At 43.1% G+C, this 20,514-nt stretch carries 28 protein-coding genes, 1 tRNA gene and 1 riboswitch; of the genes, 2 read left to right on the top strand and 27 right to left on the bottom strand.

Annotated elements, in window-relative coordinates; all coding sequences use genetic code 11:
• The 13 genes from C8D73_RS09685 to C8D73_RS09625 form a co-directional block, all read right to left on the bottom strand.
• Positions 1-275, bottom strand: a 275-nt coding sequence (locus C8D73_RS09685; RefSeq protein ID WP_211305808.1) for a hypothetical protein, incomplete at its 3' end; no start/stop codon positions are given.
• Positions 276-616: 341 nt separating this feature from the next.
• Positions 617-1,438 carry a MetQ/NlpA family ABC transporter substrate-binding protein gene (locus tag C8D73_RS09680; RefSeq protein ID WP_113078067.1) on the bottom strand — a complete coding sequence of 274 codons (822 nt, stop codon included), beginning with the start codon at positions 1,436-1,438 and terminating at the stop codon, positions 617-619.
• A gap of 103 nt (positions 1,439-1,541) precedes the next feature.
• A riboswitch (SAM riboswitch) is annotated at positions 1,542-1,640 on the bottom strand.
• 107 nt (positions 1,641-1,747) lie between these two features.
• A complete protein-coding gene (locus C8D73_RS09675; protein ID WP_021717051.1) occupies positions 1,748-2,311 on the bottom strand; it encodes a Fe-S-containing hydro-lyase in 564 nt (187 codons plus the stop codon).
• A gap of 13 nt (positions 2,312-2,324) precedes the next feature.
• Positions 2,325-3,170, bottom strand: a complete 846-nt coding sequence (locus C8D73_RS09670; protein ID WP_046430357.1) for a fumarate hydratase — start codon at positions 3,168-3,170, stop codon at positions 2,325-2,327.
• Positions 3,171-3,180: 10 nt separating this feature from the next.
• A complete protein-coding gene (locus C8D73_RS09665) occupies positions 3,181-4,407 on the bottom strand; it encodes an NAD(P)-dependent malic enzyme (RefSeq protein WP_021717049.1) in 1,227 nt (408 codons plus the stop codon).
• Between the two features lie 131 nt (positions 4,408-4,538).
• Positions 4,539-5,018 (bottom strand): metallophosphoesterase, encoded by a 480-nt coding sequence (locus C8D73_RS09660; RefSeq protein ID WP_170123206.1) that lies wholly within the window; start codon positions 5,016-5,018, stop codon positions 4,539-4,541.
• Positions 5,015-5,605, bottom strand: a complete 591-nt coding sequence (locus tag C8D73_RS09655) for an XTP/dITP diphosphatase (RefSeq protein ID WP_021717047.1) — start codon at positions 5,603-5,605, stop codon at positions 5,015-5,017. Before C8D73_RS09655 ends, C8D73_RS09660 begins: the two co-directional genes overlap by 4 nt.
• 51 nt (positions 5,606-5,656) lie before the next feature.
• On the bottom strand, positions 5,657-6,928 hold the full coding sequence (locus tag C8D73_RS09650) for a histone deacetylase family protein (protein ID WP_044491504.1): 1,272 nt from the start codon (positions 6,926-6,928) through the stop codon (positions 5,657-5,659).
• Positions 6,929-6,969: 41 nt separating this feature from the next.
• Positions 6,970-8,628: a hydantoinase/oxoprolinase family protein gene (locus C8D73_RS09645; protein ID WP_113078066.1), complete on the bottom strand. Its 1,659-nt coding sequence runs from the start codon at positions 8,626-8,628 to the stop codon at positions 6,970-6,972.
• Positions 8,629-8,760: 132 nt separating this feature from the next.
• Positions 8,761-9,285: a hypothetical protein gene (locus C8D73_RS09640; RefSeq protein ID WP_021717044.1), complete on the bottom strand. Its 525-nt coding sequence runs from the start codon at positions 9,283-9,285 to the stop codon at positions 8,761-8,763.
• Between the two features lie 12 nt (positions 9,286-9,297).
• Positions 9,298-9,948: a coenzyme F420-0:L-glutamate ligase gene (locus C8D73_RS09635; protein ID WP_021717043.1), complete on the bottom strand. Its 651-nt coding sequence runs from the start codon at positions 9,946-9,948 to the stop codon at positions 9,298-9,300.
• Positions 9,949-9,952: 4 nt separating this feature from the next.
• Positions 9,953-10,372, bottom strand: a complete 420-nt coding sequence (locus tag C8D73_RS09630; protein WP_046430350.1) for an acyl-CoA thioesterase — start codon at positions 10,370-10,372, stop codon at positions 9,953-9,955.
• A 65-nt stretch (positions 10,373-10,437) separates the two neighbouring features.
• The gene (locus C8D73_RS09625; RefSeq protein WP_021717041.1) at positions 10,438-10,851 is read right to left on the bottom strand and encodes a DUF3842 family protein; all 414 of its coding nucleotides are present in this window, start codon (positions 10,849-10,851) and stop codon (positions 10,438-10,440) included.
• 186 nt (positions 10,852-11,037) lie between these two features.
• On the opposite strand from C8D73_RS09625, the gene C8D73_RS09620 reads away from it, so the two are divergent.
• Complete coding sequence (locus C8D73_RS09620; RefSeq protein ID WP_197715020.1) at positions 11,038-11,823, top strand: HAD-IIA family hydrolase; 786 nt, start codon at positions 11,038-11,040, stop codon at positions 11,821-11,823.
• 40 nt (positions 11,824-11,863) lie between these two features.
• On the opposite strand, the gene C8D73_RS09615 is transcribed toward C8D73_RS09620, so the two are convergent.
• On the bottom strand, positions 11,864-12,745 hold the full coding sequence (locus C8D73_RS09615) for a YitT family protein (RefSeq protein ID WP_021717039.1): 882 nt from the start codon (positions 12,743-12,745) through the stop codon (positions 11,864-11,866).
• A 208-nt stretch (positions 12,746-12,953) separates the two neighbouring features.
• Between C8D73_RS09615 and C8D73_RS09610 the strand changes: the two genes are divergently transcribed.
• Positions 12,954-13,028: transfer RNA gene (locus tag C8D73_RS09610), tRNA-Arg, on the top strand.
• A gap of 148 nt (positions 13,029-13,176) precedes the next feature.
• On the opposite strand, the gene C8D73_RS09605 is transcribed toward C8D73_RS09610, so the two are convergent.
• The 13 genes from C8D73_RS09605 to C8D73_RS09550 all read right to left on the bottom strand — a co-directional run bounded on the left by C8D73_RS09605 (position 13,177) and on the right by C8D73_RS09550 (position 20,509).
• Positions 13,177-13,632 (bottom strand): DUF7841 family protein, encoded by a 456-nt coding sequence (locus tag C8D73_RS09605; protein WP_113078065.1) that lies wholly within the window; start codon positions 13,630-13,632, stop codon positions 13,177-13,179.
• Positions 13,625-13,765, bottom strand: coding sequence for a hypothetical protein (locus C8D73_RS11250; protein WP_153816654.1), 141 nt, complete (start codon positions 13,763-13,765; stop codon positions 13,625-13,627). Before C8D73_RS11250 ends, C8D73_RS09605 begins: the two co-directional genes overlap by 8 nt.
• Positions 13,766-13,775: 10 nt before the next feature.
• The gene (locus C8D73_RS09600; RefSeq protein WP_113078064.1) at positions 13,776-14,174 is read right to left on the bottom strand and encodes a hypothetical protein; all 399 of its coding nucleotides are present in this window, start codon (positions 14,172-14,174) and stop codon (positions 13,776-13,778) included.
• An 81-nt stretch (positions 14,175-14,255) separates the two neighbouring features.
• A complete protein-coding gene (locus tag C8D73_RS09595) occupies positions 14,256-14,762 on the bottom strand; it encodes a hypothetical protein (RefSeq protein ID WP_113078063.1) in 507 nt (168 codons plus the stop codon).
• Between the two features lie 38 nt (positions 14,763-14,800).
• Complete coding sequence (locus tag C8D73_RS09590) at positions 14,801-15,082, bottom strand: hypothetical protein (protein WP_113078062.1); 282 nt, start codon at positions 15,080-15,082, stop codon at positions 14,801-14,803.
• On the bottom strand, positions 15,066-15,482 hold the full coding sequence (locus C8D73_RS09585; protein WP_113078061.1) for a hypothetical protein: 417 nt from the start codon (positions 15,480-15,482) through the stop codon (positions 15,066-15,068). Before C8D73_RS09585 ends, C8D73_RS09590 begins: the two co-directional genes overlap by 17 nt.
• A 118-nt stretch (positions 15,483-15,600) precedes the next feature.
• Complete coding sequence (locus tag C8D73_RS09580; RefSeq protein ID WP_113078060.1) at positions 15,601-15,843, bottom strand: sigma factor-like helix-turn-helix DNA-binding protein; 243 nt, start codon at positions 15,841-15,843, stop codon at positions 15,601-15,603.
• An 80-nt stretch (positions 15,844-15,923) separates the two neighbouring features.
• Positions 15,924-16,313: a hypothetical protein gene (locus C8D73_RS09575; RefSeq protein WP_113078059.1), complete on the bottom strand. Its 390-nt coding sequence runs from the start codon at positions 16,311-16,313 to the stop codon at positions 15,924-15,926.
• Between the two features lie 266 nt (positions 16,314-16,579).
• Positions 16,580-17,119 carry a peptidoglycan recognition protein family protein gene (locus C8D73_RS09570; protein WP_249033593.1) on the bottom strand — a complete coding sequence of 180 codons (540 nt, stop codon included), beginning with the start codon at positions 17,117-17,119 and terminating at the stop codon, positions 16,580-16,582.
• Positions 17,091-17,369, bottom strand: coding sequence for a hypothetical protein (locus C8D73_RS09565; protein ID WP_113078072.1), 279 nt, complete (start codon positions 17,367-17,369; stop codon positions 17,091-17,093). The genes C8D73_RS09570 and C8D73_RS09565 overlap by 29 nt, the downstream gene beginning before the upstream one ends.
• Positions 17,370-17,428: 59 nt before the next feature.
• Positions 17,429-17,728 carry a hypothetical protein gene (locus C8D73_RS09560; protein ID WP_113078058.1) on the bottom strand — a complete coding sequence of 100 codons (300 nt, stop codon included), beginning with the start codon at positions 17,726-17,728 and terminating at the stop codon, positions 17,429-17,431.
• An 11-nt stretch (positions 17,729-17,739) separates the two neighbouring features.
• Positions 17,740-18,348, bottom strand: a complete 609-nt coding sequence (locus C8D73_RS09555; protein ID WP_113078057.1) for a DUF4376 domain-containing protein — start codon at positions 18,346-18,348, stop codon at positions 17,740-17,742.
• Between the two features lie 13 nt (positions 18,349-18,361).
• Positions 18,362-20,509: a tail fiber protein gene (locus C8D73_RS09550; RefSeq protein ID WP_113078056.1), complete on the bottom strand. Its 2,148-nt coding sequence runs from the start codon at positions 20,507-20,509 to the stop codon at positions 18,362-18,364.
• Positions 20,510-20,514: the final 5 nt, after the last annotated feature.

The following is a 20,514-nucleotide window of genomic DNA, read 5'->3' as shown; positions in this document are numbered from 1 at the left end:
ATGGCCATCGCTATGATGTAAATATTGGTTACCGCTACCAATAGATTAAGAAAAATATCTACCAGCTTTTTGCGGATCAGACTGAACAAGCCATAAACGTTGAACATAAAGAACATCATGATGACCAGGATCGGCAAAAATTCCAGATGGAAAGCTATCTTATCCGTTTGTTTATTACCAAGTTCCAGTACCATAGCGATGCTGGTAGCCAGATACAAACAAATTATGTCACCTATGATCAAAATTATCTTGCGCAGCAAAGAATTATATCCCACTAGAATTCACCTATAATCAATACTTTTGTATTTTTTGTTTATGTTAAAATATTTCACCTATAATTCATAATTATTGTATCATGATTGTACCCCCCCGCAAGACATAAGCACGTTTTATTTATATTTCAGTCTTATTTTTGCTCTTACTTATATTTTCATCGTACCTGTGCGGCAATATTTACAATCTCACTTGCCAGCACCTGATCTACAACAACAAAAAGCCTGACTCTATTCCCATAGAGCCAGGCAAAAAAATAACCCCTCTCAACTTCCGCTGAGAGGGGAATATTTTTATCTTCTATCTTACAATCATTATCTGCTTAAATCAAACAAAACTTTCATTAAAATGCGGGTACAACCGCGCCTTTATATTTCTCTTCGATGAATTTCTTTACTTCAGGGCTGGTTAAAGCTTTATCCAGTTTTTGCAGTTCCAGACGCTTATCGTCGCCTTTACGTATTGCTAAGATATTGGCATACGGAGAATCCTTCGGTTCAGTAAAGAGAGAATCTTTGACTGGATTCAGCTGTGCTTCCATAGCAAAATTGGAATTGATAACAGACAGATCAACATCATCCATGGAACGCGGCAGCAAAGCTGCTTCTATTTCCACGATCTGCAGATTTTTAGGATTATCAACAATATCGCCAGGCGTACCGGAAATACCTACACCGTCACGCAGCTTGAGCAGCTTGGCGCTTTGCAGCAATGCCAGAGCACGGCCGCCGTTAGTAGGATCATTCGGGATTGCAACTTTAGCTCCGCTTGGAACATTATTTAAGTCTTTTAATTTTTTTGAATAAACCCCCATTGGTTCGATATGTACCTTGGTATAAGCAACCAGAGGCAGATTCCTTTCGGAAGCAAATTTCTCGAGATACGGAGTGTGCTGGAAGAAGTTGGCGTCTAATTCTTTATCAGCCAAAGACAAATTTGGTTTAACATAATCGCTGAATTCAATGATCTGCAGATCAACACCTTCTTTAGCCAGTTGCGGTTTGATCAGATTCAAAATTTCAGCATGCGGTACAGGCGTTGCGCCTACTTTCAGCACCACCTTTTTATCGCCGCTGTTAGCGGCTGGTTTGCTGTCGCCGCCACAGCCGGCAACGACTAATGCAATGCTGAACACTGCCAGCAAAGCCAGAAATAACTTTTTCATAAACAATCTCTCCTTTAAAATGAATTTAACACAGTACCTATCTTAGCTCGGTCGGACTAACAAAAAAGCTCTTTCCGAGGAAAGAGCGCTTGCTTCTGCTTTCCTCTCATCTATCAAGAATGTTCTTGCAGGATTTAGCACCATAGCTAGGCTTGGTTGCCGGGTTTCACAGGGCCTGTCCCTCCACCGCTCTCGATAAGAGTGTGTTATTCGATTGGCATTATGATAGCTCAACTAAATAAGCTTGTCAAGACTTTTGCAAAAAATAAGGAACTGCTTCTGCAGTTCCTTAAAGATTTGTTAAATTTGTTACTCTTTACTGTATTTGGCAATGCCAACTTTATAAAAATCGTTGCCTTCGCTGTCGATACAGACGATAGCAGGAAAATCTTTAACTTCATAACGGCGAATAGCTTCAGGCCCTAAATCTTCATAGGCAATCATTTCTTCGCCTTTGATAGATTTTGCAATAACTGCTGCCGCTCCGCCAATAGCAGCAAAATAAACAGCGCCATGCTCCACGCAGGCATCAATAACTTCCTGCGACCGCAGTCCTTTACCAATCATCCCACGCATACCCTGTTCGATCATCGTCGGGGTATATTTGTCCATACGCCCACTGGTCGTCGGTCCGGCACTGCCAACTACTTCACCGGGTTTAGTAGGGCTTGGACCTACGTAATAAATCACCTGATCCCTTACATCGAAGGGCAATTGCTCTCCCTTGGCCAGTGCTTCTGTCATACGCTTATGTGCCGCATCACGGGCAGTATAGATGTAACCGCTGATACGTACTACATCACCTGCGTGCAGGTCTTTGATCGTAGCTTCGCTTAACGGCGCATTGATATATTTGATAATCGCTTCACTCATCTCAGGCCCCTCCTTACAATACCATTTCTGCACGGCGTGCAGCATGGCAGTTCAGATTAACGGCAATCGGCAGACCGCCGATATGGGTCGGTGCATATTCAATATTAACAGCTACGGCAGTAGTGCTGCCGCCTAGTCCGGAAGGACCTACGCCAGTCATATTGACACGTTTCAGCAGTTCTTTTTCAAGTTCTGCATACTGAGGATTAGGATTGTGCTCCCCTACCTTACGAGTAAGAGAATACTTTGCCAAAAGTGCAGCTTTTTCCATATTACCGCCAATACCGACACCTACGGTAACAGGCGGACAGGGATTAGGGCCGGCACTGCGCACGGTGTCGACAACGAATTTGATAACGCCTTCAACGCCGTCAGCCGGTTTAAGCATTTTTAATGCGCCCATGTTTTCACTGCCGCAGCCTTTAGGCGATACAGTTATTTTGACCTGTTCACCGGGCACTATCGTTGTATGAATGATCGCCGGCGTATTATCACCGGTATTTTTACGTACAAATAAAGGATCATCAACAGAAGATTTACGCAGATAACCGCCAACATAACCATCGGCGATACCGGCGTTGACCGCTTCATAAAGATCTCCGCCTACAAAATGTACTTCCTGTCCGATTTCCATAAAGACAACTGTCAAACCGGTATCCTGACAAATCGGTACGTCTTTGGCTTTTGCTAGTTCGGCATTCTCAACGATAGTCGTCAATATTTCCTGCCCCAAAGGAGATTCTTCGGTGGCGATAGATGCTTTTAATTTTTCCAGCAGCTCTTCCGGCAGGTAATAGCAGGAATCTTTACAAAGCTTACTGACAGCAGCAGTTATCTCCTGAACTTTTATCTCGCGCATGATAGCCTCCTTATCTGCCGACACGTTTCATAGTGTTGGCACGCACTTCTTCTGGATCGACTTTAATGCGGGCAATGCCTGTTTCCATAGCAACACGGGCCACCGCGGCCGCAACTGCCGGCGCAACACGCGGATCAAACGCATCCGGAACAACATAATCGGCACGCAGGTCTTTCTCGTCGATCAGTTCGGAAATTGCATAAACAGCAGCTACTTTCATTTCTTCAGTGATTGCTTTAGCGCGTACATCAATAGCGCCGCGGAACACACCCGGGAATACAGTGACGTTGTTGACCTGATTCGGACTATCACTGCGGCCGGTACCTGCAACAGCAGCACCAGCTTCGATAGCGTCAGCATAAGAAGTTTCCGGAACCGGATTGGCAAGTGCAAAAACTATAGCTTTATCTGCCATGCTGGCGATGATTTCTTTCGTAAAGACGTTAGGAGCGGAAACACCGATCAAAACGTCAGCGCCTTTGGCTATATCCGCCAAAGTGCCTTTTTTATGTTCTTTATTAGTGACTGTCGCCAGATAAGACTGGATGCGGTCAAGATTAGCGTCAATGCCTTCATACAAAGCGCCGAAACGATCAACCATGGTTACATTTTCAGCACCCATGCTGATAAGCAGACGGCCGATAGCAGAGCCTGCTGCGCCGCAGCCGTTAACAACAAATTTAGCTGTTTTCATATCTTTTTTCACGAAGCGCAAAGCACCGATAACTGCTGCCAGACAGGCAATTGCAGTACCGTGCTGATCGTCATGGAAAACAGGGATATCGCAGATTTTCTTCAATTCGCATTCGATATCATAGCATTTAGGAGAGGAAATATCTTCCAAATTAATACCGGCAAAGCTGGGCTGCAGGAAACGTACAGTTTCAATAATTTTAGAAGGATCTTTAGTATCGATACAGATAGGTACAGCATCTACATCGCCAAAGGTTTTAAATAGTGCTGCCTTGCCTTCCATTACCGGCATTGCTGCTTCCGGTCCGATATCTCCCAGGCCGAGTACACGGGTACCGTCGCTGACTATAGCGACCATATTGCCGCGGCAGGTATATTCAAAGGACAAGTCTTTATTTTCTTTGATTTCTTTACATGGTTCAGCAACACCAGGGGTGTATGCCAAGGCCAAATCTTCGCGGGTTTTAATGGGAACCTTGCTCACAACAGCAAGCTTGCCATGGTTTTCTAAGTGGAGTTTCAAAGCATCGTCACGTAATGTCATACATTATTACCCCCGTAATTTCAATTTAGTATATACTAAATATTGTAAATGAATTATACTGCTTTTTCAAGTAGCAAGCGTCAGAATTTTAAGTTTTTTTACAAATTAAAAGCTTGCCTGACACGACGGCACTATAATTTGTAAATCTCAGCTTCCGGGCGTTCTCCTTCTTTAACAGTTAATACAGCAAACGTAGCTCCCATTTCGCTGCGCGGTAAAACAGGGCTGCCGGGATTAACAAGCAGTACATCACCGAACCATTTTACCAAAGGTACGTGTGTATGTCCGAAAACCACAATATCAGCTTCCAGCTTACGTGCCCACCAGGCCAGTTCGGATACCTGATACCCATGCAGATAACGATGTCCATGCGTCAGCCAGATACGCTGCCCCGCCAACGTAATAAATTCGTCTACATTTGCTTTCCCTTCGCCGGGATCTGTATTGCCGCATACTGCCAGTAACGGCAGCTTGGTTTCGGCAACTAAAAAACGTCCATCCTGACTGTAATCTCCGGTATGAAACCAATATTCAACAGGCGGCACAGCATGCAGAACCTGCCTGATGGCTTGTTTGCTGCCGTGAGTATCGCCGGTAATACCGATTTTCACTTCATTTTCCCCCAATTCGCAACAAGTTTTTTAATAGCTTTGCCGCGATGGCTGATTTTATTTTTCTCCTGCATCGTAGCCTCGCCCATACCCTTATGCAGTTCTGTTGACCAAAACAGAGGATCATAACCAAATCCCTCTGTCCCTAACGGCTCATGCAGCAGCATACCGTCACAAATGCCGTCGCTTTCCAATAAAATTTTTCCGTTAGGAGCTGCCACGGCTAATGCACAACGGAAACGGCAAGTACGTTTTACCTGAAATTTCATCGTCTGCAGCAGCAGTTTGTTGTTTTCTTCGTCCGTAGCTTCCTCGCCGGCATAACGCGCACTGCGCACGCCTGGAGCCCCCTCCAGCGCCAGTACTTCTAATCCTGAATCATCGGCGATACATGGCAGCCCTGTTTCTTTAGCATAATAAACAGCCTTCAGTCGGGCATTGGCCATAAAAGTTTTCCCTGTTTCTTCTGGTTCAGGTACATTCGGCCATTCTTCCAATGAACGTAATTCCACCTCCAAATCTTTCATCAATACTTTGAATTCTTCAAGTTTACCGGGATTACGTGTTGCAATAACAATTTCTTTCATTAGTTTTCTTTACTCCGTTTCCTAATCTTTGAAGGCATCAGCCTATTTTAATTACAAACTTTCTATTTCACCATCAGCTATGTGCTGCACTAAAACATACTGCCATTTGCCATTACGTTTTTCCAGCTGTGCTTCGTCATAAGCAGTTTGCCGGCATTCACTGCAGGTATCGCGTTTCAACGAAATGATAAACGCGCTCTGATCTCCGAAACGTGTTCCCGCAGCCGCAGTCCTGATCGTAAGATAACCGCTGCATTGCCTGCAATAATGAGCGGTCTCGATCTGTTCTTCTCTGATCCCTTCTTCATCATAATAAATGCTTTTCTTCCTGCTCCAGCTATTACCGCATTTTGCCAGCAGCTCTTTTCTGGTGCTAAACCGACTGCGCCACAATTCACCTGTTTCAGCAATCAGCTGATCGACACGTTTATTACAGCGCTCATCCTGCTGCCGCAAATCGCTTTGGTCAGGTTCTACCACCTTGCTGTAGTCCATATCCGCCATTGCCAAAATGATACCTGTATTAACATAGGGCAGCGCAGCCTCTACAGAATAGCCGCCCTCCAGTACTGCAATATCAGCCTGCAATTTATCGGCTAATTTGGCATATCCCTGCGCTGTTACAGCCATTGAAGCCAGAGGATCACTGAAATGATTATCCTGACCTGCTGAATTAATGATCAGCTCCGGCTCAAAATCATCAAGAATATGCTGGATCAGACCATCATATAATCTGTGCAGTCCCTCATCACCTGTGCCCGGCAGCAACGGCAGGTTGATATTTGTACCCCAGGCTGCCGGACTGCCGGCTTCATCAGGAAAACCCGTACCGGGATACAAGGTCCTGCCGTCCTGATGAAAAGAAATATATAAAGTATCAGGATCATGATAAAAAATATCCTGCGAACCATCACCATGATGTACGTCAGTATCGACAACAGCGATTTTTTTGATTCCATAAACACTGCGCAGATACTCCACCATCACCGCTTCGATATTAACAGTGCAAAAACCGCGGATTCCGTGAACTACGCGCATTGCATGATGCCCAGGCGGCCTGACTAAAGCAAAAGCCCGCTTTACTTCACCTGACATTACTGCATCAGCTGCGGCTAAACAACCGCCTGCAGAAGTAAGGTGCGCCGGTGTGATAAGACGTGCAATGGACGGCACACCGATATGTGCACGCTGCAAATCATTGATTTCTGCCAAACGGGGGCGGTATTCTCTGATCTGCGGCAAATCAAAAAGCCCCTCTTCCAGCAGTTGATCACGCGTATATAACAAACGCTCCTGCCGCTCCGGGTGTGTAGGCGATATCATCCAGTCAAAAGCCGGAAAAAATATCAAGCCAAGCTTCGATTTCAAAATGCCACCTCCCTGCCAATGACAGTTTGCAGGATACCAGGCTTCAACTGCATCCTCAGTGAAATAATTTCACCACTGTCGTAATAGCCATGGATAGTTCTGAAAAACTCTTTACTGATCACTTCAGCTTCCTGCCCCGGCAGCTGCCAGGCTTTAGCCTGCTCATGCAGCCATGCTGCCAAAAGTTCTTCCGCCATTTTCATACTGAAGCCACTGGGCAGCCGTTCACGCTGTCCGCTCTCCGGGATCAGATAATATCCTTCCGTAGTATCGGCCCGCAGACTGGCAGCTAAAGTCGGCCGGGCCAGTGCCGCTCCGACTGCATTAGCAACAGTTGCGCCAGCCGGTATTTCCACAGGCAGTCCCATCCGTTCTCCCAAAGCCATAATCAAACCTGCTGCGCCACCGCCGACTCCTACAAGCAGCTCCGGCTCAAATTCAGTCCCTTTAATAACATCGTTGACAGTGTAAACAGGCTGAATACTCCATTCATGCAGCATTTCATTAATCGTAGCTTCAATAACAGACACTGCCGCTTCGACAACCTGCATGGCAACCTCAGCTGCTGTCTCACCCATCAGGCACAGCTGCTGCATCCCCTTATGAGCCGCCGCCTTATCACCAAAACCAACGCGCCCAGCTACTATCAAAGCATCTGACAAAGTCGGTTCACAGCCTCCCACTGCCATCGCCGGACCAATACGTTCAGGGCCAACCTCAAAACCGGTTTCTGTCCGACGGATACGGCTATCACCGCCAATGCCAACGCTTCGCATATGGAACGAACGTACAGCTGTCGGATAGCCGGCAACTTTAACTCCATGTCTGGCTAGCAAAGGCAGTCCATTTTCCCAAAAAGCAATATCAGTAGTCGTCCCACCTACATCCAGCGAAATACTTTTCACCTGCGGTGCGCCCAGGGCCTCTATACCCAAAACGCTGGCTGCCGGTCCTGTAAAAATAGTTTCCACAGGCTGTTTCAGCGCTATATCTAACGGCAAAGTTCCCCCGTCAGCCTTTAACACATGTACCGGTGCAGTAATATTGCGTTCCTTCAGGCTGTCTTGTACCTGACGGCAAAAATTTTTAAAGGTTTTATAAACAGCAGCTGCAAAATAAGCAGAATTAGTACGCCGCACAAAATTCAATTCGCCTGATAACTCCGAACCGAGAAAAATTTTCTCATAACCGCAATCTTTCAGTTCCCCTGCAAGTGCATATTCATTTTCAGGATTACGTACCGAAAATTTTCCGGACACAGCCGCCATTTTGTTTTTTGCCTTAGACAGTAAGCCCTGATGCTTCTGCCAGTCAATACGAGCTGTTATTTTACCGCGATGATCGACATAGCCGCTCACATAATAAGGCTCTACAGGAAAGCTCTTACTAACATTCATTCCCGGTCCTGTCATCACAGCCAAAAATACCGGATCAGTTCGGCCTTCTGTTAAAGCGTTAGTTACGATTGTGCTGGAAATCACTACCCGTTCAATATTATAAACTTCCTGCTCCTGCAAAACCTCATCCAGAGCTTCTAAAATACCTTGCAATACTGCTTCATGTGTTGTTCTGCGTTTAGCCTGCGCTATTATTGTACCTCTCCCTATCAGAACGGCATCTGTAAATGTCCCGCCGACGTCAATTCCCAGTAGCATATCCTCACCCCGCTTTTCCGCACATTCATTAACATTTTATAATTCCATATCCATACTGAAAAAACCTGCCAAAAAGAAAAATTATTCCAAAAAGAAAAACCGCCTTACGGCGGTTTTAATTGAATTTTTATATTATGCCAGCAAAGCCTGCAGCTCATCTTTATGCAAAGTAATAATTTTTTTGACAGTATAGAGCGCAGTTCGTCCACGGCAATCCAGAAACAGCGCAATGTCCACATCCGGCATGCCTTCGACAGCCTGCTTCAAAGTAACGCCATGTTCCGGCACCAGCTCAAATTTTACAACCATCGTCTTCTTTACACCAGGTCCAAGCAGCATTGCTTCGAAATAGTCATCTTCACGCGGCGCTTCTTTTAAATTGACGCGTCCGCGCAGCTGGGCATCAGCATATTGTTCCTGCGGCAGATACACACGGATAAATGCATCCAAGATAATGCCTTCTTCTTTGCCATCGTTATGCATCGGCAGCTCAACTTCAAACTCCAGCTTATTTTCGCTGCGTTTAATCAGTCTGGCTTTAGTACGCTGAGTAACTTCAAAAAACATTTCTTCCTTGCCCTGAAGCAAGATATATATTCCGATTACAACAACTGCCAATAAAATCAGTGCTGCAATAACTTTTAAAATGAAAAGCATTTTTTAGCCTCCTTAGCGTGCCCTGCGATAGTTTTTTATAACAACGACCGGTGTTTTCTGACTGCCATTACCAAAAGGATTATCAATCAAAATCTGTGCCACTTCATCAGCATTAACACCCTTGGAAACCCCCAGAACACAGGAACGCTTCAAATCGTTAACATCCGCTACTGCCGCTCCAAAAGCACCTGTGCCGCTGGTAATTTCCTCGGCTACTTTACTGGGGTTATGCGGTCCGTAAACAATATGCTTGTCATATGGAGGCATCGTACCCGTAACGTCATCGATCAAACGTGCCTGTTCTCCTGCCATACGATAAAATACACCGGAAACACCCACGCATTTTGCCGCAAAGCCACAGATAACAGCAATCAAAACCCTCATTCCGCCTTCAGCATCGATCAGAGCCTGCATACTATGCCAGCCAGAGATACTGCCCTTGGACGGAAATAAACGGCACAAAACCTTTGCCAGCAAACCTGGCTTAAAATCCTCACTGCGTTTGGCCCCGCCCTGTGTAATAGCCACAACGCTTTCAGCAACACAAACTACATCATCAGGTCCTATCTTGTCTCCGCCATATTCAACAATGGCTTCTACGATATCGTCGTGATGGGTCAGGATACGTGTCGGAACCGGCACGATTTCAAATTTTGTTTCCATCTTCTCACTCCTTGGCTGTTTCCTGCTGAAACAGCGCATTGATTTTATCAAAATAACAGGCATCTAAACGAATAATCTTTCCCTGTTGGTTGGTAAATAAATTACGGGTCCTGCCTTCAACCAGCACCACGCCATCAGCAAGCCGTATCACCTTGTAAGCAAAATCCATTTTAGCCCGGCTGAATTCAATCATTATCGTCTGTACTTCAAACTCATCATCAAAAGTACAGGAATTTTTATATTTCACATGCACTTCTGTAATCGGAAAAATAACACCGTGTGCCATTAAATCCAGTAATTCAACACCTGCGGCACGCAGATAAGCCACACGACCCATTTCAAACCAGCGCAGATAATTGGCATGATGCACCACGCCCATCATATCTGTTTCTACAAAACGCACCCGGTCACGGATAGCAATCATTTCGGCTTTCTCCTTTACTTACTTTCTTCAAACAAAACTAATTTATATTATACCACTTTTTACCATCAGGCTTCAACCAAAGTCAAAATTCTGCTTACAGCCTCTTTCACTAACGAAGCCAGTGACTTAGGCTCCACGCCAACTATTTCAAAATGATTTTGGCTCACGGGCAAAAGAACTTTTTTAGCAGCAGCGCTGCCGACTGCTTCCGCAATACGTGGAGTGATCTCACCCATCATAGCATTGGGTATGATGATGCCGATAGGGCCGACGATCAAATCTGCTGCTGCCGCTGAAATACAGATCGCATTTTCTCCTGTGGCTCCGCGCTTGACTCCTGCTTTGAGCATTGCTGCCGTTGCCAAAGCATTAGTGCCCAACCCGATAAGCTCAACCTGTTCCGGAAGCTTGCCGGTCAGTTGGCTTACGACCTGTGCGGCAAGTCCGCCGCCCATTCCATCTATCACAGCGATACGCATAATCTTCTCCTCACTTACGTCTTATATTTGCTTAATATTATAACAAAATATCTCTTCAATGAAAAATTTTCATAAATTTTACTTTGAAACACGAATTTCATCAGCTGAAAACATTGAAATTATTGCTTTAATAGTCGATAATTATAATATAAGATTAAATTTTTCATTATTAAGGAAGTGAACATCATAGATACTTTACAGGAACTTTATGCTAAAAAGGGCTTTATCTGCGATATGGACGGCGTCATCTATCACGGGAACCGTTTACTGCCCGGAGTAAAAGAATTTGTCGACTGGCTTTATAAAGAAGAAAAAGAATTCCTATTCCTGACGAACTCCAGTGAGCGTTCTCCAAAAGAACTGCAGCAAAAATTAGCGCGAATGGGACTTGACGTTGATGAAAGCCATTTTTATACCAGCGCTTTGGCTACTGCTAAATTTCTGGCAAGCCAGTCTCCAAAATGCAGTGTTTATGTTATTGGCGCACCAGGACTTGTCAATGCTCTTTATGATGCCGGTATCACGATGAACGATACTAATCCTGACTACGTAGTTGTCGGCGAAACCCGCGCTTATAATTATGATATGATTTTAAAAGCTGTAAGCCTCCTACAAAAAGGTGCACGTTTAGTAGCTACAAACTCTGATCTGACGGGTCCCACTGAGACCGGTATCATTCCCGCCTGCCGTGCTTTGGTTGCTCCTATCGAACTTGCTACAGGAAAACAGGCGTACTTTGTAGGCAAGCCCAATCCTCTGATGATGCGTACCGGTCTGAGAATGCTTGGCGTCCATTCAGACGAAGCTGCCATGATAGGCGATCGTATGGACACAGATATAGTTGCAGGAATGGAAAGCGGCCTGACTACGGTCCTGGTACTTTCAGGTGTTACTGACCTTGAAAATATGCAGGTTTTTGCTTATCGTCCCCGTTATATTTTAAATGGTGTTGGTGATATCGTCCCCAAATAATATAGTAAAAGAAAAAGCTCCTGCAAAGCAGGAGCTTTTTTTATTGATTGACACGCTTTTGAAAATTACCAACAACAAAAACATTTTCTTCTATAATTATAAAAACTTCAGGATCGGCAGCCAAAAGCAGACGCCGCAGCTGCAGAAATTCACTTTTGGAAACTACGGTCATCAGAATTTCTCTTTCTTCATTTCTATATGCACCATAAGCATTCCATTTTGTAACGCCACGATTGACTTTTTCGAAGATTATCTTTTCCAACCCTTGCTTTTTCGTAATGATCAGCATCGTCAGCATTATATTCTGGAAATGTACCTTATCCAGCACATAATAAACGATACCCGTAAACAAAACTGAATAAATTGCCTGGGAAATACTGAAAATTACCGCACATGTCCCAAAAATAAAAATATTCAGCATCGCTGAAACCTTACCGACACTCAAATTTGAATGCTTCTGCATCAGTAAAAGTCCCAAAATTTCTTCACCGCCGCCGCTGCCGCCAGAAAGCAAAGTCATCCCGGCACCAATACCGCAGATCACACCGCCTGCTACACAGGCCGTCAAATGTTCGTCGACCAGTAAATGATCTGCAATCGGCACTACAGTCAAAAACAAGCTGTACCAGCAAACACAGTAAATGGTTTTAGCAAGAAATTCCTTCCCAAAACGTTTCACGGAAACCGCCAGCAACGGTATATTCAAAATAAAATATAAAATACCGGCGATATTGGTATTGCCAAAACTGATACCGAACCAGCTTTCCATGAAGTGTCGTATGAGCTGGGCAATACCTAAAAATCCCCCATTATACAGACCAACAGGCACTATAAACTGATTCAAACCTACAGAATAAATCAAAGAACCGATAACAATCAATAACGTCATTCGCGGCGTCAATAACAATCTGCAGTAGCTCATAAAGCTTTCCTCCGCCAATATTATCTAATGATTTGATTATATATAAAACGCAGAACTAAGTAAATCCCTTAGAAAAAATTTAATATTTATTTTACTGCACTTCCTGCTTCTTTATTATATTTTTTATTTCATCAACCCAGTATAAAACTTGCAAGAAGCTTGCCGTTATGCTATAATTCGCTATGGTGCATTGTGCACCAAACACTATGCGCCCGTAGCTCAGTGGATAGAGCATCGGCCTCCGGAGCCGTGTGCGGTGGTTCGATTCCACTCGGGCGTACCAGCAAAAAAGTACCGTCAAAGCCTAGTTTTCAAGGGCTTTGACGGTTTTTATTTTTTGTGAATCATATTCTTGATAGTGCCGTAAGAAGTCGTGAAATGGCATTAAAAAACACTAAAGTGCGACCAAAACTGCGACCACTTTTGACATATTAATGATGATGTTTCCCCGCTCTCCACAGATAAAAAACTTTACCTGCTCCAGCATCAGGATCGTTGATGTATGCCTTGGCAAATTTTACATATTGCGCAACATCTTCTCCCCAGAGATTCGAATAATCGCTATGCAGCATATTCATTAAATAATACCAGTCGTACTTATTGGCATGTACACCGTTCTGATCCATAACACGGGTAGTTTCTTCTACTGTCCAATGTTCTCCGGTAGTACCGTCAACATTTTTCATTTCCGAAACTGCCTTTTTAGCAAGGTGTTCATCAAAGTGCGGACCATAAGCTATACAATGAATTTTCATCATTATAGCTTCGTAATCTTCCTCATCGATGACTTTGATTTTTTCTAATGCACAGCAAACAATATCATCAACCTGTTCTTCTTTTAATTTGTCACCGTCAATATGCTCTGCATAATGATCGTACTTATGCATTATCTTCACCGTCCTTCTTTTTAGGTTTTTCCGAAAGATTTTCAAGCACTTTCTTTGCAACCTTTTTAGCTATTTCCTGACCTTCTCTACTTGAAAGAAATGCTATTGTAAAGCCAATCAATAAATTGCCCATTGCCAACGCCTCATTTCTTTAAAGTAACAGACGATGGAGTAACTGTAGGCGGTGTAATTTGTGGCCATACAAAAGCTGTGCAGCAAAGATTATTACTGCGAACCACTGCTAAGGGCGGTTCTGTCATCACACGCAAATTATAAATTTTTCTGCTGCGGATTTGATCTGCTCTTACTCCGTCACCACAACGGTTAATCATTTGAATTACTGTCCCGCCTGTGCCATTTAAAATAACTACCGGCAGTGCATCAGCACCTGCGGGGATTGCCTGGGCAATTAACAAACAAATCTTTTCATTATTATTTATTGTCATCGCCGGAATTGTAATTTGCAATTCATTAGCAGCAACTGCCACCTCAGTACTGGCAACTAAATTAGGACATACTTTACATCCATTATTTCCACACATATTATCATCTCCTATAAAAAATAGGGCGGATTTCTCCGCCCTGTATCACGTCTTACGACGGAGCCTTACTTTTTAACCCCTTTAAACCATGTTGCAACCGCCGTTCAGGCTATTAATGCCCAAACCATTGATAATGCCGGCATTCGGGCAAACTGCGCCAATACCAGTAACCTCAGGTTTCGGAAGCATACGGCAAGAGATAGAAGCCAGTTGAGCTTCTACAGCGTTGAATTTAGCATCACTGTATACGCGGTTTTCCAGAACGACATTTTTCGTACGTTCCTGAGCAAGTTGATCACGCAGGTTTTGATACTCATAAAAGTCAATCTTCGTACCGAGTGCAGAGAAGCCAGCCATAGTTTGCTCTTGGGTTTGACGAGCAGTATTCTCAATCAAATATTGAGTACGCGCGCTGTCGATGATTCCCTGTTTTTCTACCTGGCAATTAGATACAGCATTGCAACCATATGCAGGAGCAGCACCGTTATTGTTCCAACCACCACGATTGCCTAAAAAAGCAGCAAACAGGATAATCAAGAAGATAGCAATCCCCCAAGTGTTAAAACCACCATAATATTTTTCGTCCATCTGCAAACAACTCCTTTCTTGATATTTTATTTATCACATCAGCGTTTAAGCTGTTGTAACCCTGCACGTAACCTTGCTAAATTATCATTTGGCTGTTGCCCTTGATTAATATCAGGCTGAACAGTTCCGCCGGTTCCCTGTAAATCACCGACTATATTTTTTACTTTGTTAAGATCTACACCAGCAGCCTTAGCAATAAATCCAGCCATAGGATTATTTAAATATCCATTGACCTTAGTAACAATGTCTGAACTAACACCATTCTTAGCCAAAGCGTTTAGCGCATCACCCTTACTATTGACCTTATTCGCTACATTCATCGCCGTCGCCCATGCTTCCGCAAGGCGGTTCGTGTCCTGCTGGTTTAGTCTCAGCATTTGTGCTACAGCTTGTGGATTGATCATTTTTAAGCACCTCGATTTCACGCTTCATATTCTGCATTTCTTTCAGCATATCTGCCATAAGTTCCGTTTGCTCCTGCATCTGCTGTTCTGGTGTTTTAGGTTGGGTAATTACTTTAAGTTCAACAAGCTTGTTATAATATTCATTACTGATTTTTTCTAACTCATCATACGCACTTTGAGTAACTCCAACCTTCTGCCTGTTCCCATAAAAATCAACCTGAATAATATTTGTTCCATCTACAATACAAGTCATCGTTTGTGGATATGTAGTAAGTACAGAACTGCTTGTAATTCCTAAATTCATATTGCCACTCATAGTCTTGCCTCCGTTCATTTATCTTAACTATATTATCCGTTAAATCAGCTCTTATAATCCGTCAACATTCCCTCATAATTCCCTAATATAGGCATAAAAAATAAGGCAGCCACAACTATTATGTGACTGCCTTTAATGCTCTCTTAACTGAATTATACGCCTGCTGCAGATCTCTTTCGACCGTTTGCACTGACGTATCTATTTTCATCGCTATTTGATAGTTTTTAAGATCGTGAATAAACTTGAGTTCTATAATTTCTATTTGCCGCGGCGTTAGTTTGGCTTCTGAAATGATTGCTTCAAATTCCTTTCGTGTGGACTGCGAAAGCCAATCTCTTGCCTGCAAACGGCAAGTATCCATATAATCACCTGCTCGCTGCTATAGCTCCTACTAATACCCCTCCTGCAAATCCCCAAAAGGCCTTCTGCCTCTGCTTTAATTCACTTCTGGACTTTTCTTGTTTTATTTGAAAGCTCAACGTCTGCAAGGATTTGTTTTGCTCTGCTATTGTTTTTTTGGAGTTCGACAATGATTCCTGCGCAAGCATTAGCTCGCTCCTTATCTTCTGATAAGATAAACGCTGCTCTTCGATTAGCTTCTTCAGCTCGTTCGAGTTCATCTGCTGCAGTTCCAACGTGTTCGATAGCCCTATCAACAGATTTTCCTGTCTGTTTATTATCGTCTGCAATTCGTTGAACTGTTCCCTGGACATCATTATTGTTTCCGGAAGTTCCTCCGCAAAACAATTCAAAGAAAATGATAAGCACAGCAATAAGGGCAAAACTAATAATAAGATACTTGCTATACCTGATTTGTTTTTCTTCATTCACTTTCTGCCCTTCTTTCAAATTAAATTCTATTTCATTATCATTAAGATAGTTCTATTTTCAATATAATCAACCTGTGCGCCGTTTTCTATACTCCCACTTATATTTCCTAGTGTTTTAGAGATAAAACAACGCACAGGCTAATTCTGTGGCTGGGTTTTATCTTACAGATTGTAATAAGTAATGCACCCTACCAAAATCGCAAGAGCAATACCAGCCCAAATCAAAATACGCTGTTTTTCCATATTAGTCACCTCCTTATACAATCTTTACCAATTATGATGCCACCAGATCGCCTTACCACGAATAACATCACCGCCTGGTTTCAGTTCTCCGTCGCCTGGCACATCTGGCAATTTCCACAAGTCCCAGCGTTCAAAAGTAGTTGCCGGGCCGTAGTCGTCTAAGTCTGCTGCTTCTGCATGTGTCATTACGGTATCGGCATCAATGTCCAATCCAAGCTCCTCACACAATACAGCTACAACTTTCGCCATACTATCTATCTGTAACTCTGTCGGTGGCACGTTGCCAAAATCAATATGCCCATTAGCATAGGCTACAGCATCTACACAGCATGCTAAAGCAATCCCAATAGCTCTAGAATTGCGCCGCCATGTATGAACCTTATATTCAGTTAAATCATCGGTTGTCGCCATAACAGCGCCGTCGCTGTCAATGTTTAGGTGATAGTCACTAAAAAACTGGTGATAAATACCAGCTGACCAGTGTAGATAGATTTTATCAATATTACCTTTACCCCTTACTGCTAACTGCCGCAGCTCATCTAAAGTGATTCTTTTCGTCACCATTGTTTTCTGCCTCCTGTTCAAACTTGTCAGGGACACCGTCCCCGTCTTTATCTACTAAACTTGTAGCTATAAAGGTCACAAATGCAACCATAGCCGGACCTGTGATCTCACGTATCAACGCCAGCAGGTCAGACATAATAATCTTATCTAGCCATAACCACATATACATCCATGCAGCGTAATAGGTCAGTACCAGCAAAACGACTGCAATAAAATAGCCTACAATGACAGCCATTATTTTTGGCGACATTGAGGCTACTTTGTTTCTAGCACCTACTATTAAGTTTTTTATTTTCTCAAACATAAATATCACTTATCCTTACATGAACAGTTATTACATTTGTTTTCTACCAGCAATAGCCGTTCACCAACTTCATCAATCCTGTTATGTGCAGATTTTGCCCTCTGATCAATCTCAGCAAATTTTATTTTTAAATCTGTTGTACGTTCTTGTTCCCTATTAATAGTCTTAGCTAAAGCGTCAACAGTCTTTTGGAGGTTCTCTATCGCCGTAGACAAAGGATTTATTATCCAAATCTTAAATACAAAACCTACTATGCCAAATAAAAAGCTAAAGATTGTTATTGAGGCCATTGCCATTTCAACCATCTTTGCACCGCCTAATCTAATATAATAGCGTCCAAATCCTCTTTGCTTAACGCTGCCTCTACTTGTGCCTGTTTAATCCATCCTTGCTGCTTACAAGCACCTATATGAGACGATAAATCAGCACACCAGGTATATACCTGAGCAGCGTTAAGATACTGTATTGTTTTTTCAGTTTCTCCTTCTTTATAGCCCCGGACTGGACATCCCAAAGGATATTCGTTTGCAAAACGTTCTGTGCTGACATTCAGTGCAATTCCCTGCATCGTAAGCTGAGTATCTTTATCGCTATCATACCTCACAAGTTTACCGGTGCATTGAGAAATAAAACCGCCAGTAATTTTATCTGCTGTCCATGCATCAACAAGTTTAAGCTTTTGGGCTTTTAATTCTTCTAACGTAAGTTCTGGTTCCGGCTCCGGATCAGGCATTTTTTCCAGTTCCCATGTCTTCCCATTAAATTTTATAATGTGTCCATCTGCGCTTGATGGTGGCTCAATAGTTGTTGCGTGCGGTGGTATAAGCCACACTTCTTTCCCTTGCAGTTCTGTTTCAAGCGGGTCTAAAAACGCTTCTGACATTGCACGATAATATCCGTTCTCGTCATAATAATATAATTTCATCTTTGTTCTCCCCTTAATATTTAATGCAGTAAATTACAGTCATAGCAGGCGGCTGCACAGTAGTACTTGCACCGTAAATGCTATTGCTACGAGAAGCATCAAAACTGGTAGATACTGCATATTCATCTTCGTTATCATTCCAACCATCGTATCTGTTAGTATTGTTACTTCCTACAAACGCACCACTAATACTAGATTTAAATGCTGAAATATTACCAGTAATATTAGGCAGCCCAGCTTCGTAGTAAGTTCCGGCACCTATGCCGCCCTCTAGGAATCTAGCTACAGTATTTGGCAAATTAAATGTAGTACTACCATCGCCGGCACCGTAAGTTGTACCGATTTTATTAAATAGATTAACATAAGTAGTTCTGTTAACTGCTGCACCATTGCAGTGCATATATCCTTCCGGCACCCCTGTATATGCCACGGCGATTATTGTTCCCACTGGGTTGGAGTCTACAATTATATCTTTCGTTCCGTCGAAAGCCACGCCGTTTATTGTGCGGGAGGTTTCTAGTTTCGTAGCTGTATTTGCATTGCCCAGCCATTTCGCAACGCCGACATTTGTTATTCGCGCAAATTCAAAGGCATTATGTGAAAAGATTGCTGTTTCACTTTCATTACTAGTTATTGATGTAGTCGCAATATTGTTACCAATTTTGAAGTAATGACCAGTGGTTTCTGTTGCATTATAGTTTAACGCCCCTGTTGTGCTAGATATGATATTCGCTTGCACTGTTGCTGTACGGGGTTTTACGCCTAAAACAATTTGTCCTTGACTGCCTGCCGCTGTGCCGTTTGATACTATAATGTTTGCTCTGAAAGCATTTAAAGCTGTAAAAACATTAGTACCTTGCTCTATAGCTTCTTTCGTCTTTAACGGCGTCATTGCTTTGTTATCAACTACACCAGCGATAGCTTCATCTGTTGTTGCTATACCAGTAATGCCAGCTAAACCTTCTAAGCTGTCAGCAATATCCTGTGCTCTATCTGCCTCTCTTGTAGCTGTAGTTGCTGAAGATGCTGCCGATTCAGCACTGCTTTCTGCACTTGTCTTACTCGCAGAAGCTGAATTTGCTGATGCTGCAGCTAACGTTTTAGATTCTAATGCAGATTCAGCACTACTAGAAGCCGCACTAGCGGAATCTGAAGCACTTTTTTTACTATTTTCTGCAGCAGTTTCAGCAGCCTTAGCATTTTCTTCACTTTTTGCAGATTTGGTTTCACTAGCTTTCGCATTATTCTCACTTGTTAATGCAGCATTTTTACTTGCTAATGCTGCATTAGCACTGCTAGAAGCTGATTCTGCTGAAGCCTGGGCTGTTTCTGCACTGGCAGCAGCAGACGACTGTGATGCAGCCGCAGCATTTTTACTTGCTAATGCAGATTCAGCAGAAGAAACAGCTGCACTTTTTGCGTTTTCTGCGGCAGCCACTTTTTCATCAAGTAACGTTTGAACGTTATTGACAGCATCTTCTGCCGCAGTAGCCGCAGCTTCAACAGCGGTATTTTTAGCAGCAACAGCTTCATCCTTTATTTCTGTAGTCTCATTTACTGCAGCATCTTTTATAGCGGTCAGCTCTTCGATTGCAGTATTTTTAATATTTGTTGTTTCGTTAACGGCGCTCTCTTTGACCTGTTTCGTTTGCTCTAATACATCTTTAGCTAAAGGTAACACCCTCGCAGGGTCCTCCGTCAGTACAAGCCCATCACCAGCATCATTGATTCTAAAACTCATTCCAGCCTTTACCGGAAAAGTATTATTAAAATTACTTACATCAATACCAGCAGATAATGTCCTATTCAATTTTTCATTTAATTGCTGACATATAAAAATTAGATCGTCAAAAGACAATTCAATATTCTCTGCAAAAAACGGACCTTGATTAACCAGGTTCATTAGCTGATACAATGGCAGCTCACGATAAATAGTTATTTTATGCCCTTCAGGCAGCGGATCGCCATTAGCTGGATAAGTAACTGTTTTAGCTCCAAGATCGACAGAAAAATTCTCCGTTTCTACGGCAACGCTATCATCACCTGTAATATATACTTTTATATATTCAGGATGATCCGTCATCTGAAATGTTATTGGGAATTTCGTTGTCGCTCCATTACCAACATAAATATCTTTAACTGTCGTATTCTGTACAGTCATATGCT

Origin of the sequence: Phascolarctobacterium faecium DSM 14760, from assembly GCF_003269275.1 — a bacterium.
Taxonomy (GTDB): Bacteria; Bacillota; Negativicutes; order Acidaminococcales; family Acidaminococcaceae; genus Phascolarctobacterium; species Phascolarctobacterium faecium.
This window is presented reverse-complemented; position numbering and strand designations above follow the sequence as displayed.

Excerpts from the sequence above, each read along its gene's own strand:
- C8D73_RS09600 (WP_113078064.1), bottom strand. The coding sequence starts at position 14,174 with ATGTGTGGAAATAATGGATGTAAAGTATGTCCTAATTTAGTTGCCAGT.
- C8D73_RS09615 (WP_021717039.1), bottom strand. The coding sequence starts at position 12,745 with ATGAGCTACTGCAGATTGTTATTGACGCCGCGAATGACGTTATTGATT.
- C8D73_RS11250 (WP_153816654.1), bottom strand. The coding sequence starts at position 13,765 with ATGGGCAATTTATTGATTGGCTTTACAATAGCATTTCTTTCAAGTAGA.
- C8D73_RS09560 (WP_113078058.1), bottom strand. The coding sequence starts at position 17,728 with ATGGTTGAAATGGCAATGGCCTCAATAACAATCTTTAGCTTTTTATTT.
- C8D73_RS09625 (WP_021717041.1), bottom strand. The coding sequence starts at position 10,851 with ATGCGTATCGCTGTGATAGATGGAATGGGCGGCGGACTTGCCGCACAG.
- C8D73_RS09665 (WP_021717049.1), bottom strand. The coding sequence starts at position 4,407 with ATGACATTACGTGACGATGCTTTGAAACTCCACTTAGAAAACCATGGC.
- C8D73_RS09640 (WP_021717044.1), bottom strand. The coding sequence starts at position 9,285 with ATGCTTTTCATTTTAAAAGTTATTGCAGCACTGATTTTATTGGCAGTT.
- C8D73_RS09605 (WP_113078065.1), bottom strand. The coding sequence starts at position 13,632 with ATGCATAAGTACGATCATTATGCAGAGCATATTGACGGTGACAAATTA.
- C8D73_RS09595 (WP_113078063.1), bottom strand. The coding sequence starts at position 14,762 with ATGGACGAAAAATATTATGGTGGTTTTAACACTTGGGGGATTGCTATC.
- C8D73_RS09555 (WP_113078057.1), bottom strand. The coding sequence starts at position 18,348 with ATGAAATTATATTATTATGACGAGAACGGATATTATCGTGCAATGTCA.
- C8D73_RS09570 (WP_249033593.1), bottom strand. The coding sequence starts at position 17,119 with ATGGTGACGAAAAGAATCACTTTAGATGAGCTGCGGCAGTTAGCAGTA.
- C8D73_RS09680 (WP_113078067.1), bottom strand. The coding sequence starts at position 1,438 with ATGAAAAAGTTATTTCTGGCTTTGCTGGCAGTGTTCAGCATTGCATTA.
- C8D73_RS09655 (WP_021717047.1), bottom strand. The coding sequence starts at position 5,605 with ATGAAAGAAATTGTTATTGCAACACGTAATCCCGGTAAACTTGAAGAA.
- C8D73_RS09565 (WP_113078072.1), bottom strand. The coding sequence starts at position 17,369 with ATGTCGCCAAAAATAATGGCTGTCATTGTAGGCTATTTTATTGCAGTC.
- C8D73_RS09635 (WP_021717043.1), bottom strand. The coding sequence starts at position 9,948 with ATGGAAACAAAATTTGAAATCGTGCCGGTTCCGACACGTATCCTGACC.
- C8D73_RS09550 (WP_113078056.1), bottom strand. The coding sequence starts at position 20,509 with ATGACTGTACAGAATACGACAGTTAAAGATATTTATGTTGGTAATGGA.
- C8D73_RS09650 (WP_044491504.1), bottom strand. The coding sequence starts at position 6,928 with ATGATATCGCCTACACACCCGGAGCGGCAGGAGCGTTTGTTATATACG.
- C8D73_RS09580 (WP_113078060.1), bottom strand. The coding sequence starts at position 15,843 with ATGGATACTTGCCGTTTGCAGGCAAGAGATTGGCTTTCGCAGTCCACA.
- C8D73_RS09590 (WP_113078062.1), bottom strand. The coding sequence starts at position 15,082 with ATGAATGTAGCGAATAAGGTCAATAGTAAGGGTGATGCGCTAAACGCT.
- C8D73_RS09675 (WP_021717051.1), bottom strand. The coding sequence starts at position 2,311 with ATGAGTGAAGCGATTATCAAATATATCAATGCGCCGTTAAGCGAAGCT.
- C8D73_RS09630 (WP_046430350.1), bottom strand. The coding sequence starts at position 10,372 with ATGATTGCTATCCGTGACCGGGTGCGTTTTGTAGAAACAGATATGATG.
- C8D73_RS09670 (WP_046430357.1), bottom strand. The coding sequence starts at position 3,170 with ATGCGCGAGATAAAAGTTCAGGAGATAACTGCTGCTGTCAGTAAGCTT.
- C8D73_RS09585 (WP_113078061.1), bottom strand. The coding sequence starts at position 15,482 with ATGAGTGGCAATATGAATTTAGGAATTACAAGCAGTTCTGTACTTACT.
- C8D73_RS09645 (WP_113078066.1), bottom strand. The coding sequence starts at position 8,628 with ATGCTACTGGGAATTGACGTCGGCGGGACATTTACAGATGCCGTTCTG.